The 13,370-nt window shown below is 37.3% G+C and carries 14 protein-coding genes; 6 read left to right on the forward strand and 8 right to left on the reverse strand.

Annotated features, from left to right (window positions below):
- Nucleotides 1-14 precede the first annotated feature (14 nt).
- Nucleotides 15-1,535 (reverse strand): 2,3-bisphosphoglycerate-independent phosphoglycerate mutase, encoded by a 1,521-nt coding sequence (gene gpmI, locus V7Z48_RS05770; protein WP_334112449.1) that lies wholly within the window; start codon nt 1,533-1,535, stop codon nt 15-17.
- A 252-nt stretch (nt 1,536-1,787) separates the two neighbouring features.
- Between gpmI and V7Z48_RS05775 the strand changes: the two genes are divergently transcribed.
- Nucleotides 1,788-2,177: an ankyrin repeat domain-containing protein gene (locus tag V7Z48_RS05775; protein ID WP_334112450.1), complete on the forward strand. Its 390-nt coding sequence runs from the start codon at nt 1,788-1,790 to the stop codon at nt 2,175-2,177.
- A gap of 101 nt (nt 2,178-2,278) precedes the next feature.
- Here the strand turns inward: V7Z48_RS05775 and pepE are convergent, their stop codons facing one another.
- On the reverse strand, nt 2,279-2,983 hold the full coding sequence (gene pepE, locus V7Z48_RS05780; RefSeq protein ID WP_334112451.1) for a dipeptidase PepE: 705 nt from the start codon (nt 2,981-2,983) through the stop codon (nt 2,279-2,281).
- 126 nt (nt 2,984-3,109) lie between these two features.
- On the opposite strand from pepE, the gene V7Z48_RS05785 reads away from it, so the two are divergent.
- The 5 genes from V7Z48_RS05785 to V7Z48_RS05805 all read left to right on the forward strand — a co-directional run bounded on the left by V7Z48_RS05785 (nt 3,110) and on the right by V7Z48_RS05805 (nt 7,929).
- A complete protein-coding gene (locus V7Z48_RS05785; RefSeq protein WP_334112452.1) occupies nt 3,110-3,913 on the forward strand; it encodes a carboxypeptidase-like regulatory domain-containing protein in 804 nt (267 codons plus the stop codon).
- Entirely contained in the window at nt 3,897-4,706 is an 810-nt protein-coding gene (locus tag V7Z48_RS05790; RefSeq protein WP_334112453.1) for a carboxypeptidase-like regulatory domain-containing protein, read from the forward strand. Before V7Z48_RS05785 ends, V7Z48_RS05790 begins: the two co-directional genes overlap by 17 nt.
- A 3-nt stretch (nt 4,707-4,709) precedes the next feature.
- Nucleotides 4,710-5,231, forward strand: coding sequence for a DUF6702 family protein (locus V7Z48_RS05795; RefSeq protein WP_334112454.1), 522 nt, complete (start codon nt 4,710-4,712; stop codon nt 5,229-5,231).
- Between the two features lie 57 nt (nt 5,232-5,288).
- The gene (locus tag V7Z48_RS05800; RefSeq protein ID WP_334112455.1) at nt 5,289-7,580 is read left to right on the forward strand and encodes a M1 family metallopeptidase; all 2,292 of its coding nucleotides are present in this window, start codon (nt 5,289-5,291) and stop codon (nt 7,578-7,580) included.
- Nucleotides 7,581-7,641: 61 nt separating this feature from the next.
- Nucleotides 7,642-7,929 (forward strand): Sec-independent protein translocase subunit TatA/TatB, encoded by a 288-nt coding sequence (locus tag V7Z48_RS05805; protein ID WP_334112456.1) that lies wholly within the window; start codon nt 7,642-7,644, stop codon nt 7,927-7,929.
- 1 nt (nt 7,930) lies between these two features.
- Here V7Z48_RS05805 and V7Z48_RS05810 read toward each other — a convergent pair whose 3' ends face one another.
- The 6 genes from V7Z48_RS05810 to V7Z48_RS05835 all read right to left on the reverse strand — a co-directional run bounded on the left by V7Z48_RS05810 (nt 7,931) and on the right by V7Z48_RS05835 (nt 13,241).
- Nucleotides 7,931-8,572, reverse strand: coding sequence for an O-methyltransferase (locus V7Z48_RS05810; RefSeq protein WP_334112457.1), 642 nt, complete (start codon nt 8,570-8,572; stop codon nt 7,931-7,933).
- Nucleotides 8,572-9,654 carry an amidohydrolase family protein gene (locus tag V7Z48_RS05815; protein WP_334112458.1) on the reverse strand — a complete coding sequence of 361 codons (1,083 nt, stop codon included), beginning with the start codon at nt 9,652-9,654 and terminating at the stop codon, nt 8,572-8,574. The genes V7Z48_RS05810 and V7Z48_RS05815 overlap by 1 nt, the downstream gene beginning before the upstream one ends.
- A gap of 27 nt (nt 9,655-9,681) precedes the next feature.
- Nucleotides 9,682-10,209: a 3-hydroxyanthranilate 3,4-dioxygenase gene (locus V7Z48_RS05820; RefSeq protein WP_334112459.1), complete on the reverse strand. Its 528-nt coding sequence runs from the start codon at nt 10,207-10,209 to the stop codon at nt 9,682-9,684.
- A 159-nt stretch (nt 10,210-10,368) separates the two neighbouring features.
- Nucleotides 10,369-11,151: an SDR family oxidoreductase gene (locus V7Z48_RS05825; protein ID WP_334112460.1), complete on the reverse strand. Its 783-nt coding sequence runs from the start codon at nt 11,149-11,151 to the stop codon at nt 10,369-10,371.
- 125 nt (nt 11,152-11,276) lie between these two features.
- Nucleotides 11,277-12,716 carry an aldehyde dehydrogenase gene (locus tag V7Z48_RS05830; RefSeq protein WP_334112461.1) on the reverse strand — a complete coding sequence of 480 codons (1,440 nt, stop codon included), beginning with the start codon at nt 12,714-12,716 and terminating at the stop codon, nt 11,277-11,279.
- 87 nt (nt 12,717-12,803) lie between these two features.
- Entirely contained in the window at nt 12,804-13,241 is a 438-nt protein-coding gene (locus V7Z48_RS05835) for a RidA family protein (RefSeq protein ID WP_334112462.1), read from the reverse strand.
- Nucleotides 13,242-13,370 lie beyond the last annotated feature (129 nt).

Below are 13,370 nucleotides of genomic sequence, written 5' to 3' on the forward strand. Positions count from 1 at the left end.
TATTATAAATTGAATTAATCAATTAACGAATGCTGTGTCATGGTTTTAGGCTGCGGAATTCCCATTAATCTTAAAATGGTAGGCGCTATATCACCTAAAATACCGTCTTTTATTTTAAGATGGTCGTTGTCAATACAGATAATTGGTACTGGATTGGTAGTATGAGCTGTATTGGGCGAACCATCTGGATTGATCATCGTCTCGCAGTTGCCATGATCGGCAATCAAGAGCGTTGTGTAATTGTGTTTAAGAGCTGTTTCTACAACTTGCTCAACGCATTTATCAACTGCTTCACATGCTTTTATTGCTGCTGCCATAACACCAGTATGGCCGACCATATCGCCGTTGGCGAAATTTAGACACACAAAATCTGCCGATTCTTTTTCCAATTCAGGCACTAGTGCATTGGTTAACTCATAGGCACTCATTTCGGGCTTTAAATCGTAGGTGGCCACTTTAGGAGAGTTTCGCAAAATGCGGGTTTCCCCATTGAAGGGCGTTTCCCTGCCTCCTGAAAAGAAAAAAGTCACATGTGGATATTTTTCAGTTTCTGCTATTCTAATTTGAGTTTTGCTATAAGCTTCTAGGACTTCTCCCAAAGTTTCATTTAAATTATCTTTATTAAACACTACTTTAATATTTTTAAACGTTTCATCGTAATTGGTGAGGGTCACATAATGCAATGGTAATTTGTGCATATTGTGTTCATGAAAATCTTCTTGGCATAAGGCCTGTGTTAATTGTCTGCCGCGATCGGTTCTAAAATTGAAAAATATAACCACGTCATCAGCCTCAATGGTTGCCAAAGGTTTACTTTGGTTATCAACAGCAATGATGGGCTTAATAAATTCGTCGGTGACATGATTCGTATATTGATTGTCAATAGATTTTAAAAGATTAGTTGATGGTTCACCTACACCATTTACCAAAGCATCATAAGCTAATTTAACGCGTTCCCAACGTTTATCTCTGTCCATGGCATAATAACGACCCGTGATAGAGGCAATTTTAGCATGAGATCTATTGGCGTAATCTTCTAAATCTGAAATAAATCCGTAGCCTGATTTTGGGTCAACGTCGCGACCGTCGGTAAAGGCATGGACAAAAACATCCTGTAAACTAAATTCGCTAGTGGCATCTAACAATCCAAATAAATGATTGATATGAGAATGTACGCCGCCATCACTTACCAAGCCTAATAAATGAACTTTTTTGCCATGAGTTTTAGCGTATTGAAAAGCTTCTTTTAAGGCTGGTTCATGCTCTAAGGTTTTATTTTTTACTGCGAGATTTACCTTTACCAAATCTTGGTATACTATTCTGCCTGCTCCCAAATTCATATGACCAACTTCACTGTTGCCCATTTGACCTTCAGGCAAACCAACATGTAAACCATCGGTTCTTAAAGTAGCGTGCGAAAAACGCTGATAAAGGCTATCGATATAGGGAGTTTGTGCATTATCTATGGCGGATACTTTTGGGTCTGGCGACATGCCCCAGCCATCTAAAATCATGAGAATTACTTTCTTATTCATATTCAAAAAATCTAAAAATCAAAGATAATAACTTCGTTGGGTTTCATACGTATTTATAGAATCAAAATATTGAAAGTTAAATTTAAATGAATTGAATCAATGCTGTTTGTTATCAAGAAAATTCGATTTATGAAACTATTAACATATTTGTATGCAAATGGTTAAATGTATGTTATGATATTTTTTAAGGTGTAACAATTCCGAAATTATGTCGTCTATTTGGTATAATCAAAATTATTAAAATCATTCATCATGAAAAAAACAATCATTATTGCATCATTAATTTTTGGTCTTGCTTTTGGCAATTCTAAAGCAGAAAACACAGAAATTGATTCAACGGTAAAAGTTGAAAACCCAGCAGAAGTTAGTTCCTTTTGTATCGCCATTGTAAAGGGCGATTTTGATACCGTTAAAAAACTAATTGATCTTGGCGAAGATGTCAATCAAAAATCGAATGGTATGGCGCCACTTCACTACGCTGCCAAATACAACCGCGTAGAGATTGCAGAACTATTAATTGATAAAGGGGCCAAAGTTTCAACTAAATGCAACAAAGGCTACACGGCCCAAAAGTATGCCGAGCTATCAAACGCCAAGGATGTGGCACAATTATTGAAAAATTTTAAAAAGAAAAATGCTTAACAAAGCAATTATTTGAGTTAGTTAGTTAGTTAGTAAAAACGCCTGTTAGTCTGGGCGTTTTTTTTTTGCCTATATACCAACGACCCCATTTTTGTAAGATGCTATTTTAAAAAGCTTAAATCGGAAAGAGACGGCAACTCATATGGTTGCTTATTTTGTTCAAAAATTCTTGCGGTTGGTGTGCCTTTTAAAACACAACCATTTTTAGATAATTCAAGCCAACTACCTTCGCGTAAGCCGACAACTGGCGGCGTATTGTAAACGTGAAATTCTAAAATTCTAGTTGCTCTAGTTTCACCCATATGTGTGCTGTTTGCCTCTGGATCGATGTAGTGTGGATTGATGTTAAATGGGACTATTCCTAAAGATTTAAAACTTGATGGGTATATGATGGGCATATCATTGGTATTGTTGATGGTAAGTCCGCAAATATTGCTACCTGCGCTTGTACCGAGATACGGCGTGCCCTGTTGGATAGCGTTTTTTAAGGCTTCTAAAAGACCAGACTTATTTAATTGATGCAATAGAACGAAGGTATTGCCACCGCCTGTAAAAATGCCTTTAGCATTGTGAATTGCTTCTAGCGGATTTTCGAACTCATGTATTCCGACTAATTTTTTTTCGATTGAAGCAAAGAAATCATTCATTCTTTTGGTGTAAGCTTCATGCGAAATGCCACCAGGCCGCGCATAGGGAATAAATAGCACTTCGTTTGTATTGCGATATAGCTCTAAAAGTTCTGTTTTTAGATAGGTTAATGGCTGGCTACCGTATACGGTTGAGGTACTCGCTAAAATTACGTTCATGTTAATAATGTGTATTTTGCCATAAAATTAAACATTCCGATTCTTTAACAAAATTTTAGACAGATTTGTAGGACTTTTACAAAAAGAATGTCGAATTTTATAGGAACCATTCATTAGAAAACCGCTATGACTAAATATTACCTTACATTATTTTTATTACTTTCTGCATTTTTTGTGCATTCTCAAGGATTAGATAGAATTGAGGTTTCAGGAAAAGTTATTGTAGATAGTGAGGATTTAGAAGGCATTACAGTGTACAATACTGGCTCAAAGTCTGGTGTAATAACGGATGAAAATGGACAGTTTAAAATAAACGTTAAACTCAACGACGTCTTAGAATTTAGAGCCTTACAATTTCAGGAATTCAGAGTGACCATCGACGAAAAAGTTTTGAAAACTAGACAACTAACAGTGTTCCTCATTGAAAGATTAAATGCTTTGGATGAAGTGATTTTATTACCCTACGGCCTATCGGGCAATCTCAATGTAGATACAGAAAGCGTCAAGACCTTTAACCCTGATATGAATGCCATTTATTTCGGTATTAAGCACAGTGACGAATATGAATTTCCTGCAGATTATAAAACACAAGTAGAGAATCAAGCCATGTTTCCTAATGGGGAGACCTTAAAAAACGGTTTGAATGTAGCCAATTTAATGGGTTTAATGATTAAGCCTTTATTTAAAAAGGGCAATCCAGAAGATAACGTAAGTAGTATACCCGTAAGTAGATTAAAAACCTATTACAGCAATAAATTTTTAATTGATAATTACGATATACCTGAGGATAAAATTGAGGATTTCGTGTATTGGGTCGAAACCCATGGCTTAACTTTCGAGTTGCTTGAGGCTGGACGCGAATTAGAATTTATGGCCTTTCTGGGTGAAAAAAGCAACGAATACTTAAAAGAACTTGGGCATAAAAACTAAGATATTGCTGTTGTTTTTGGTCAGTATTCTTGGCAATGTTCAGGCACAAACCGTTATTTTAAGTGGCAATGTGATAGCTGACGATGACGTTGAAGGGATTCACATTTTAAACCTAAGCAACAATAACAATACAGTCACAAATGAAAGAGGTTCTTTTGAAATCACTGCTAGTTTAAATGATACCATAGTGGTTAGTGCCATTATGTACGAGCCAATAAGGATGCTTGTTACCGCAAAACATATCAACGACAAGTACATCGCAGTTAAATTAGATAAAAAAATTAATCTGTTAGATGAAGTGCTCGTTGGTAAAATTCTAACAGGTAGTCTGGACTCCGATATTGATAATAACGATACTAGCACCATAAATTTGCAGCAACTTGGCATTCCGGGTTATTACGGTCGGCAATTAACACAGCCTGAACGGCGTTTAGCCGATGCTGACCATGGAAAGTACATCAGTTCCTTTAATGGTGGACCATTTGGATTAGGGTTAGGAATAAACGTGAATAAAATTTTAAACAAAGTAAGCGGCCGTACCAAAAAATTGAAACACCTCGTTGTCCTCGATACTGAAAAAAACTACATTGAAAGGTTAAAATCCCAATTTGGTGAACAAATATTCGAAAATCAAAACCTAACCGAAGGCCAGAAGAACGAGTTCTTTTTCTATTGTGCCGATGATCCTGAGTTCATAAATTTAATGAAAACCCAAGGCGATTTAGCAGTGGTAAATTTCTTATACTTAAAATTAGAGAGTTTTAACAATATTCTCAAATCAAATCCAGATTAATAAATGTTGAAAATAAAACCATTTAAGGGCTTAACGCTTTTTCTTTTTGTAATAACAATACCAGTTTTGCTTTCAGTGGTAGACTTGCACAAGTTTTATGTGAGCGTGACACAAATTGAATATGTAAAAGAAAAACAATCCTTACAAATAATCACAAGGGTGTTTTTAGATGACCTTGAAGATGCGTTAAGTGAGCGCTTTGGGGAGTCTATCAGAATTCCTTCTGATGAAAAAAACACTTCCTTTGACACGCAAATTGAGGAGTATTTCATGTCTAAAATAGACATAGCTATCGATGGAAAGGCTTCCAAATTGAACTTTGTTGGTAAATCTATGGATATAGACGTGATGGTAGTTTATCTGGAAGTGAAAGATGTACAAAGCATCAAAACCATTCAAATCAAAAATAACACACTATTCGAAATATTTGAAGAACAACAAAATATAATTAGAACCGATATCAACAACCTCAAAAAAAGCTTTATTTTAATTTCGCAAGATCGAAGCAGAATGTTAAATTTTTAATAATCGCTTTAGCTTGGGCTTTTATTTCCTTAATTTCCACCATTCAATTTTTATTTCATGACACAAATTAAATATGCATTTTTAGCCCTATTTTTTATTGGTGCTAACGCTTTTTCTCAAGAAGAAACTAAACCTGAGCGTAAACCAGGACACACCAATCAAAATAAATTCAAACAACTTTACGATCAGTTTGCAACGCCAAATATGTTTCGTACTGCTTCAGGTGCACCTGGACCAGAATATTATCAGCAGCAAGCCGATTATAAAATGAACATAGAGTTGGACGATGAAAACGCACGGCTTTACGGTGAAGAAACCATCACTTATACCAATAATTCAAAAGATGTTTTAACCTATTTATGGGTGCAGTTAGACCAAAATATGCGCGCAAGAGATTCTAAAACGCCGCTTATTGAAAGTTCTGGTATGCCATCATTAACAACTCCGGAACGTTACGCATCTTCTTACTTAACTGAAGGGTTTGATGGCGGTTTTAGAATTGAAAAGGTGACTTTGCCTGATGGTAAACCGTTGATTTACATGATTAATCGCACTATGATGCGTGTTGAATTACCAAAGCCAATGGCTAATGGAGATCAATTTTCATTTTATATAAAATGGTGGTATAATATCAATGACCACGTTAATGACGGCGGGCGCTCAGGGTATGAGTATTTCCCAAAAGATGACAACCGCAATTACGTAATTGCTCAGTTCTATCCAAGAATAGCTGTATACAATGATGTTGAAGGTTGGCAGAACTCACAATTCTGGGGAAGAGATGAATTCGCGCTGCCATTTGGTAATTTCGAAGTAAACATAACCGTTCCGGCCGATCATATTTTAGATGCAACTGGACGCTTGATGAATCGAGATGAAGTGTTTAGTAAAACCATGCTAGAGCGTTTTGAAAAGGCAAAAAAATCATACGACGAACCTGTTTTAATTGTCACTCAAAAAGAAGCGGAAGCTAATGAAAAAACAAAAAGTAAAGACAAAAAAACTTGGAAGCTTTATGCCGAAAATGTGAGAGATTTTGGTTTCGCAACTTCAAGAAAATATATATGGGATATGATGGCTGTAAAGGTTGGCGATAAAGATGTTATGGCTGTATCCTTATATTCTAAAGAAGGAAATCCACTTTGGGAACAATGGTCAACAAAGGCTGTTGCCAGTACTTTAAAAACCTATTCGCGAATGACATTTGAATACCCTTATCACAAGGCAATTTCAGTCCATGCCGACAGACAAGGAATGGAATACCCGATGATATGTTGGAATTACGGACGTCCAGACGAAAACGGCAAATACGACGATCGTACCAAATTCGGAATGATTAGCGTAATCATTCACGAGGTTGGCCATAACTATTTTCCTATGATTGTGAATAGTGACGAACGTCAATGGACCTGGATGGATGAAGGCTTAAACACCTTTTTACAATATGTTGCTGAGCAAGATTTTGGCGAGTGGTATCCAAAAGCACTCTCTCCTGGACAAGATGCCTATCCTTCACGTCGCGGACCAGCCAAAAACATTACCTTTTATATGGGCGGCGATCAGGATTTTATTGCTCCTATTATGACCAAAGGCCTTAATACGTATCAATTTGGGAATAATGCCTATGGCAAACCCGCAACGGCCTTAAATATTTTAAGAGAAACCGTTATGGGTAGGGACTTATTTGACTATGCCTTTAAGGAATACTCCAATAGATGGATGTTCAAGCATCCAACTCCAGAAGATTTTTTTAGAACCATGGAAGATGCCTCAGCCTTCGACTTAGATTGGTTTTGGCGTGGTTGGTTTTACACAACGGATTGGGTGGATATCGGTATAGCTGATGTTAAAAAATACTATGTTACATCTAAACCAACAGAATCGGGCAAGCGTATAGCGGAACGTTTTGGAAGAAACGCGGGAGACATGATTTATTTTGTTGAAGAAGATTCAGATGATTTTAACGAGAGTATGAAATCAAAAACACCTTCTGAAGCTTCTAAACCTTTAAAAGATTATATTCAGGAGAATTTTTCGGCTGAGGAACGCAAAAACATTAAAGAACCCAAATATTTCTACAATGTCACTTTTAACAAACCAGGTGGGTTGGTTATGCCTATTATAGTTGAATATACTTATGCAGATGGCAGCTCAAAAAGAGAAACCTATCCAGCACAGATTTGGAGATTAAACGACAAAGAAGTGAGCAGGGCAGTTGCATCAGATAAAGAAATTGTGAAGATTACTGTGGATCCAGATGAGGAAACTGCAGATATAGATACAACGAATAATTCATGGCCGCGAGAAATTAAAAAATCGGAGTTTGACCGATTTAAAAGCGGGAATTAGACCATAAAAAATAAAGCCAACTTTAACAAGTTGGCTTTTTTAATCTCATTATATTTGCAATGTGATAGTAGCATCAACATTCTTATTCATCGGAACTACAGAAGTAGTTTTTATTCTATTTATTGTAGTCATGGTTTTTGGTGCCGATAAAATTCCTGAAATCGCACGAGGCCTTGGAAAAGGTATCAATATGGTTAAGAACGCCAGTAACGATATTAAAAGTGAAGTCACTAAAAGTGCCACAAAAAACGGTATCGATACCAGTATTTCAAAGGATATCACAGAAGAAATTAATAAGGTTAAAGACGAAATTGAAGAGCTAACCGGCTCAGTAAGAAGAAAGCTTTAATTTACTTTTTACGACTGATGGTCAAGCCATCTCTTATTGGTAACAATACTGTTTCAATTCGCAAGTCATCCTTTAAAAGTTTGTTGTACTCTAAAAGCGCTTTGGTAGCCAAATCGTCTTCTTCCAATGGTTCTATCACTTTTCCACTCCATAGCACATTATCTGAAATTATAATACCGCCAGAATTTAGCTTATCAATAATGAGGTTAAAATATTTTGGATAATCTTCTTTATCGGCATCAATAAATACCAAATCGAATTTCAAATTTAAGTTTGGAATAATATTTTGGGCATCACCTAGATGCTGATGGATTTGATCGCCAAATGCAGACCGATCAAAATATTTACGCTGAAAGTCGTACAATTCTTCGTTCACATCGATAGTATGAATACAGCCACCTTTTTGCAGACCTTCGGCCAAACACAAAGCCGAATAGCCTGTGTAGGTGCCAATTTCTAAAATGGTATTAGGTTGTATTATTTTTGAAATCAGACTTAAAATTCTACCTTGATAATGACCGCTTAACATACGAGGTTGTAATACTTTTTGAAAAGTTTCTCGACTTAATTGCTGTAGTAATTCGGGCTCGTTTTCGGTATGTTTAACAATATAGTTGTCTAATTCTTCAGGTATAAAATGCATTAGGCAGTAATTCTATTTATCAATTCTTTTTTGGCCTTTTCATCATCTCCACAAAGCCATCTCACACTATTGTCATTCCAGATGGCATCGTAATCATCTTGTTTGATGATGTTTTGCTCCATGGCTAAATCTAGGATTTTTCCAGGATAAGAGGACTGTTTTTCACTTTCCATTTCACCTAACGGATAAGGGTCATCTAAACCCATAATCACTTGTTTGGAGGATTGATTTTTGATCAATAGTGCTAATGAACCCGTGTCGTGCACTAAGGTATCAAAGAAAATATTTTTATGGCCAACAGCTTTTCTAGGATGGCTCTTGCCTTCAAATAAATCAGGTCTGCCATCAAAACCTTGGATGCGTCTTCCTAAATTTATTTGGGCTAATTGTCCGCCATGCGCAAAGCATGTTCTCATATTAGGAAATTTATCTTGGTAGCCATTTAAGGTTAGAAAATGATAGGCATCAGCACATTGTGCCAACATCCAAATTAAATGAAAACGCCAAGAGGTGTTTTCTAATTTTATAAATTTTTCACCGTCATAGGGATGTATTTCAACAGCAAGATTGTATTTGCTTGCGAGTTCAAAAATGGGTTCGTTTTCTTGGTCGAAAATGCAACGCCAGGTACCGATGGTATCCATATAGTGTGTTGGTAAACACAACAACTGCAAACCTAATTGTTCAACACAGCGTTCAATCTCCCATAGCGCTCCTTTGATAAGTCCTGGATGTACCACGAAGCCACAGGTGAATTTACTGGGATTATCGTGTTGAATTCTCGCATTGAAATCGTTTTGAAAGCGCAGTGCTTGTTTCATTTCTTCCACTCGCAAACCGTTACCGTATAATTGGGAAAGGTTTAAAACTACGGCATGGTCCAGTTTAAAACGTTCCATCCACGCTAATTTTTCATCTAGGAAAAAGCTGGAGTCTGTAATTGGACGGTTCCAGTCTTTTTGAAGCATGAATTTCCGGTCTTTGTCTACCCAAAAAATACCTTTATCCTTCATAAACTGAGGAATTTCCTCAGGATAAGGTAATAGATGTGAATGACCGTTGATACGTAGTTTTCGTTTCATAATTGTTTCAATAAACCATTTTAAAATTTAAACAGGTTTTGTGGGTGGTTGCATAACCGTGCCGCATTTTTTACAAGTACGCTTCTTTTCGCTGCCATAAAATTTATCAAAAATAATGGGCATATCCGTTTCAATATTGTCTAATTTAAATGTTTTTCTGTAGAGTTCATGATTACATTTTTCACAATACCATTCTAGAGCATCTTTCATTTTTTTACTGCGTGGATATTCAATCACCAAACCTACGGTATTTGCTTTTCGTTGCGGCGAATGCGGAACCTTCGGTGGCAGCACATAAATATCACCTTCATTAATAGGTACTTCAACGGGCTTACCATCCACCATTATTTTAAGTACCATATCACCTTCAACCTGATAGAAAAATTCAGGTGTTTCGTTGTAATGATAATCTTTACGACTGTTAGGTCCGCCAACAACCATAACGATATAATCGGTATGTTTCCAAACCACTTTGTTGCCAACTGGTGGTTTTAATAGATGCCTGTGATCTTCTATCCAGGTTTTAAAATTTATGGGTGTTACTAGTTTGCTCATGATGTGACCCTTTTTAATTTCTCCATATCGACTGCGCTATATGCAGGTAGGAGAAAAACCCAAAGCGGGAATTTGAGTTGTAGTTAAACAAAACTTAATGTTATAAAGATACTATAAACCAATTGATTTTTTTTCATTTTATAAATCCAGCGTACTATTTTACAAACTTTTCGTCCTGCCGCCATCAACTGGCAAATTAATACCATTGATATAAGCGGCACGCTCACTGGCTAAAAAGATAATGGCATCGGCCAATTCTTCGGGTTTAGCGAAGCGATTTGCTGGCGTGTAATGTTTCATAATTTCCGCCATGTCCTCAATGTTTTTACCTTCGCTGGCTGCTTTCACTTTTACTATCTCAGTAAGACGTTCGGTTTCGGTGAACCCTGGTAGTACGTTATTGACTGTTATTCCAAATTCGGCCACCTCAGAGGCCAGCGTTTTACTCCAGTTTCCAACGGCTCCTCTAATGGTATTGCTCACACCCAAGCCTGGAATTGGTTCTTTTACCGAAGTAGAAATGATGTTGATGATACGTCCAAAACCTTCCGTTTTCATAAAAGGAATGGTCGCTTGTGCAAGGACGTGATTACATTTTAAATGGTTGGTAAAAGCATTTTCAAACGTGTCTAAAGTAGCAGATAAGACCGCGCCACTTTTTGGCCCGCCAGTATTATTAATAACAATATGGAAACCATGATTGCTATTTATAAACGCAACTACTTTTGATTGTAAATCTATTGGATTGGAAAAATCAGCCACTAAGTAGCTGTGTTTTCCCGGTTGCGGTAATGTGGCTAAAACAGCTTTTAATTTATCTTCATTTCTGGCTACAAGAGTTACGTTAGCACCTTCAGAAGCCAATGCCATTGCGGTTGCTTTTCCAATGCCTGCGGTGCTACCACAGACTAATGCGTTTTTGTTGTTTAAGTTTAGATTCATATTATGTCCATCCTAAATCCTTCCCAAAGGGAAGGACTTTTACAAGAGTTTTTAAGTAAATTTATATATAATTTTTTTAAATGCCTATCAAGTTTCTTCCCTTTGGGAAGACGGAAGATGGGCCTTTAGTATTTAATACACACATTTTTAGCCTCAGTAAAAAAGCGCAAGGCTTCAAAGCCACCCTCGCGACCCACACCAGAGGCTTTAACGCCTCCAAAAGGTGTGCGTAAATCACGGAGCATCCAAGTATTTACCCAGACAATTCCCACTTGTAATTCGTTGCTCATTGTCATACTGCGCTTTAGATTGTCGGTCCAAAGCGTTGCCGATAAGCCATATTTTACTTTGTTGGCCATTTCAAGTACGTCATCTTCATTCTTAAATGGCATGATGGTCACAACTGGACCAAAAATCTCTTCCTGGTTCACACTACATTCGTCGGTGTCGACTTCAATAATAGTTGGTTGTAAATAGTACCCATTTTCAAAGCCTTCAATCGTAACTTTTTGTCCGCCGCAAAGCACTTTACCATTTTCTTGTTTGGCAATTTCAATATATGTAAGTACTTTTTCGAGATGTTGTTTTGAAACTATGGCACCGATATCGGTTGATGCTTCCGACGGATGACCCAACTTGAGTTCTTTGACTTTAGCAACAAAATCTATCTTAAATTTATCGTAAATTGAGGCTTCTACAAAAATCCGACTTCCACACAAACAAATCTGACCTTGGTTCGCAAAGGATGAGCGCACAGTAGTTTTCAGCATCTCGTCATAATCACAGTCAGCAAAAATGATATTGGGATTTTTGCCGCCCAATTCAAGGGACAATTTTTTAAACATGGGTGCCGCTATTCTGGCGATATGTGCGCCGGTTGCCGTGCCGCCAGTAAAGCTAATGGCTTTGATGCTTGGATGTTCAATAATAGCTTGACCTGTTGTGGTTCCCATACCGTGAACAATATTTAAAACGCCTTTCGGTAATCCGGCTTTGTTGCAAATTTCACCTAAAAGATAAGCAGTCATCGGTGTCACTTCACTGGGTTTTGCAACCACGCAATTGCCTGCAGCTATGGCAGGGGCAATTTTCCATGTAAAAAGATAGAGTGGAAGGTTCCAAGGTGAAATACAGCCTACAACACCAAGGGGTTGACGTAAGGTATAGTTTATAGCGTTTTGACCAACGCTTTCATGACTTTCACTGGCGAACTGCGTAATGGCATTTCCGAAGAATCGGAAATTACTGGCGGCTCTTGGGATATCTACTGCTGCTGCAAGACTGACGGGTTTACCATTGTCTTTACTTTCAGCTTCAGCAAACCGTTGTATGTTGGCTTCTAATAATTCCGAAATTTTTATGAGGATTCTACTGCGTTCATCTAAAGTGGTTTGCGACCACAGCCTAAAGGCAGATTGGGCAGATTGATAGGCTTTTTCAACATCTTCTTTAGATGAATTTGGGGTTTTACCATAAACTTCACCGTTTGCTGGGCAATAGTTGTCTATCCAATGCTTGTGTATTGGGTTTTCAAATTTACCGTTTATAAAGTTTTTTATGGTCATTTTAAACTTATGGTTTGTTAAGTTTTTGAGACCTCACAGGATTTTTAAAACCTGTGAGGTCTGTGCATATAAGGTTCCTCCCAATTCCTATCGGGATCGCAGGAACGCAGTCGCCTTAATTTCTACTACCAAATCGGGATGCGGTAATTGGTGTACTGCAACCGTTGTACGTGCTGGTCCGGTTTCTTTGTTAAAAAACTCAGCGTAAGTTTTGTTGTAGCCTGCAAAATCATTCATATTCACCAAAAAGGTGGTGACATCTACCACATCCCTAAGTGTGGCACCTTCTTTTGCTAGATTTCTTTCTATATTTTTTAGGACTTCACGGGTTTGTACTTCTATGTTCAGATGTTTGGTTCCCATGTCGTCTATAATATCCACCCCAGCAATAGAATTGTCAGCTCTTCTCGAGCTGGTTCCAGATACAAAAATCCAATCGCCAACGCGTTTGGTGTGAGGGTACGCGCCTCTTGGTGTTACATTAATTCCTGCGGAAGCAGGAATCTCATCATTTTTTTTACTCATGTGTATTACCTTAATTATTTGTTCTAAGACAATTACCCCAACTTTTAATTGCTTTTTCCAAAAATGAGAAGCTGTCTTCAGATTGTCTCTTATGCTAATATGTTTATAATATTCAAACCGATGCTTTCC

Origin of the sequence: Paucihalobacter sp. (assembly GCF_036825875.1) — a bacterium.
Lineage (GTDB): Bacteria > Bacteroidota > Bacteroidia > Flavobacteriales > Flavobacteriaceae > Paucihalobacter.

Excerpts from the sequence above, each read along its gene's own strand:
- gpmI (WP_334112449.1), bottom strand. The coding sequence starts at position 1,535 with ATGAATAAGAAAGTAATTCTCATGATTTTAGATGGCTGGGGCATGTCG.
- V7Z48_RS05775 (WP_334112450.1), top strand. The coding sequence starts at position 1,788 with ATGAAAAAAACAATCATTATTGCATCATTAATTTTTGGTCTTGCTTTT.
- pepE (WP_334112451.1), bottom strand. The coding sequence starts at position 2,983 with ATGAACGTAATTTTAGCGAGTACCTCAACCGTATACGGTAGCCAGCCA.
- V7Z48_RS05785 (WP_334112452.1), top strand. The coding sequence starts at position 3,110 with ATGACTAAATATTACCTTACATTATTTTTATTACTTTCTGCATTTTTT.
- V7Z48_RS05795 (WP_334112454.1), top strand. The coding sequence starts at position 4,710 with ATGTTGAAAATAAAACCATTTAAGGGCTTAACGCTTTTTCTTTTTGTA.
- V7Z48_RS05800 (WP_334112455.1), top strand. The coding sequence starts at position 5,289 with ATGACACAAATTAAATATGCATTTTTAGCCCTATTTTTTATTGGTGCT.
- V7Z48_RS05810 (WP_334112457.1), bottom strand. The coding sequence starts at position 8,572 with ATGCATTTTATACCTGAAGAATTAGACAACTATATTGTTAAACATACC.
- V7Z48_RS05815 (WP_334112458.1), bottom strand. The coding sequence starts at position 9,654 with ATGAAACGAAAACTACGTATCAACGGTCATTCACATCTATTACCTTAT.
- V7Z48_RS05820 (WP_334112459.1), bottom strand. The coding sequence starts at position 10,209 with ATGAGCAAACTAGTAACACCCATAAATTTTAAAACCTGGATAGAAGAT.
- V7Z48_RS05825 (WP_334112460.1), bottom strand. The coding sequence starts at position 11,151 with ATGAATCTAAACTTAAACAACAAAAACGCATTAGTCTGTGGTAGCACC.
- V7Z48_RS05830 (WP_334112461.1), bottom strand. The coding sequence starts at position 12,716 with ATGACCATAAAAAACTTTATAAACGGTAAATTTGAAAACCCAATACAC.
- V7Z48_RS05835 (WP_334112462.1), bottom strand. The coding sequence starts at position 13,241 with ATGAGTAAAAAAAATGATGAGATTCCTGCTTCCGCAGGAATTAATGTA.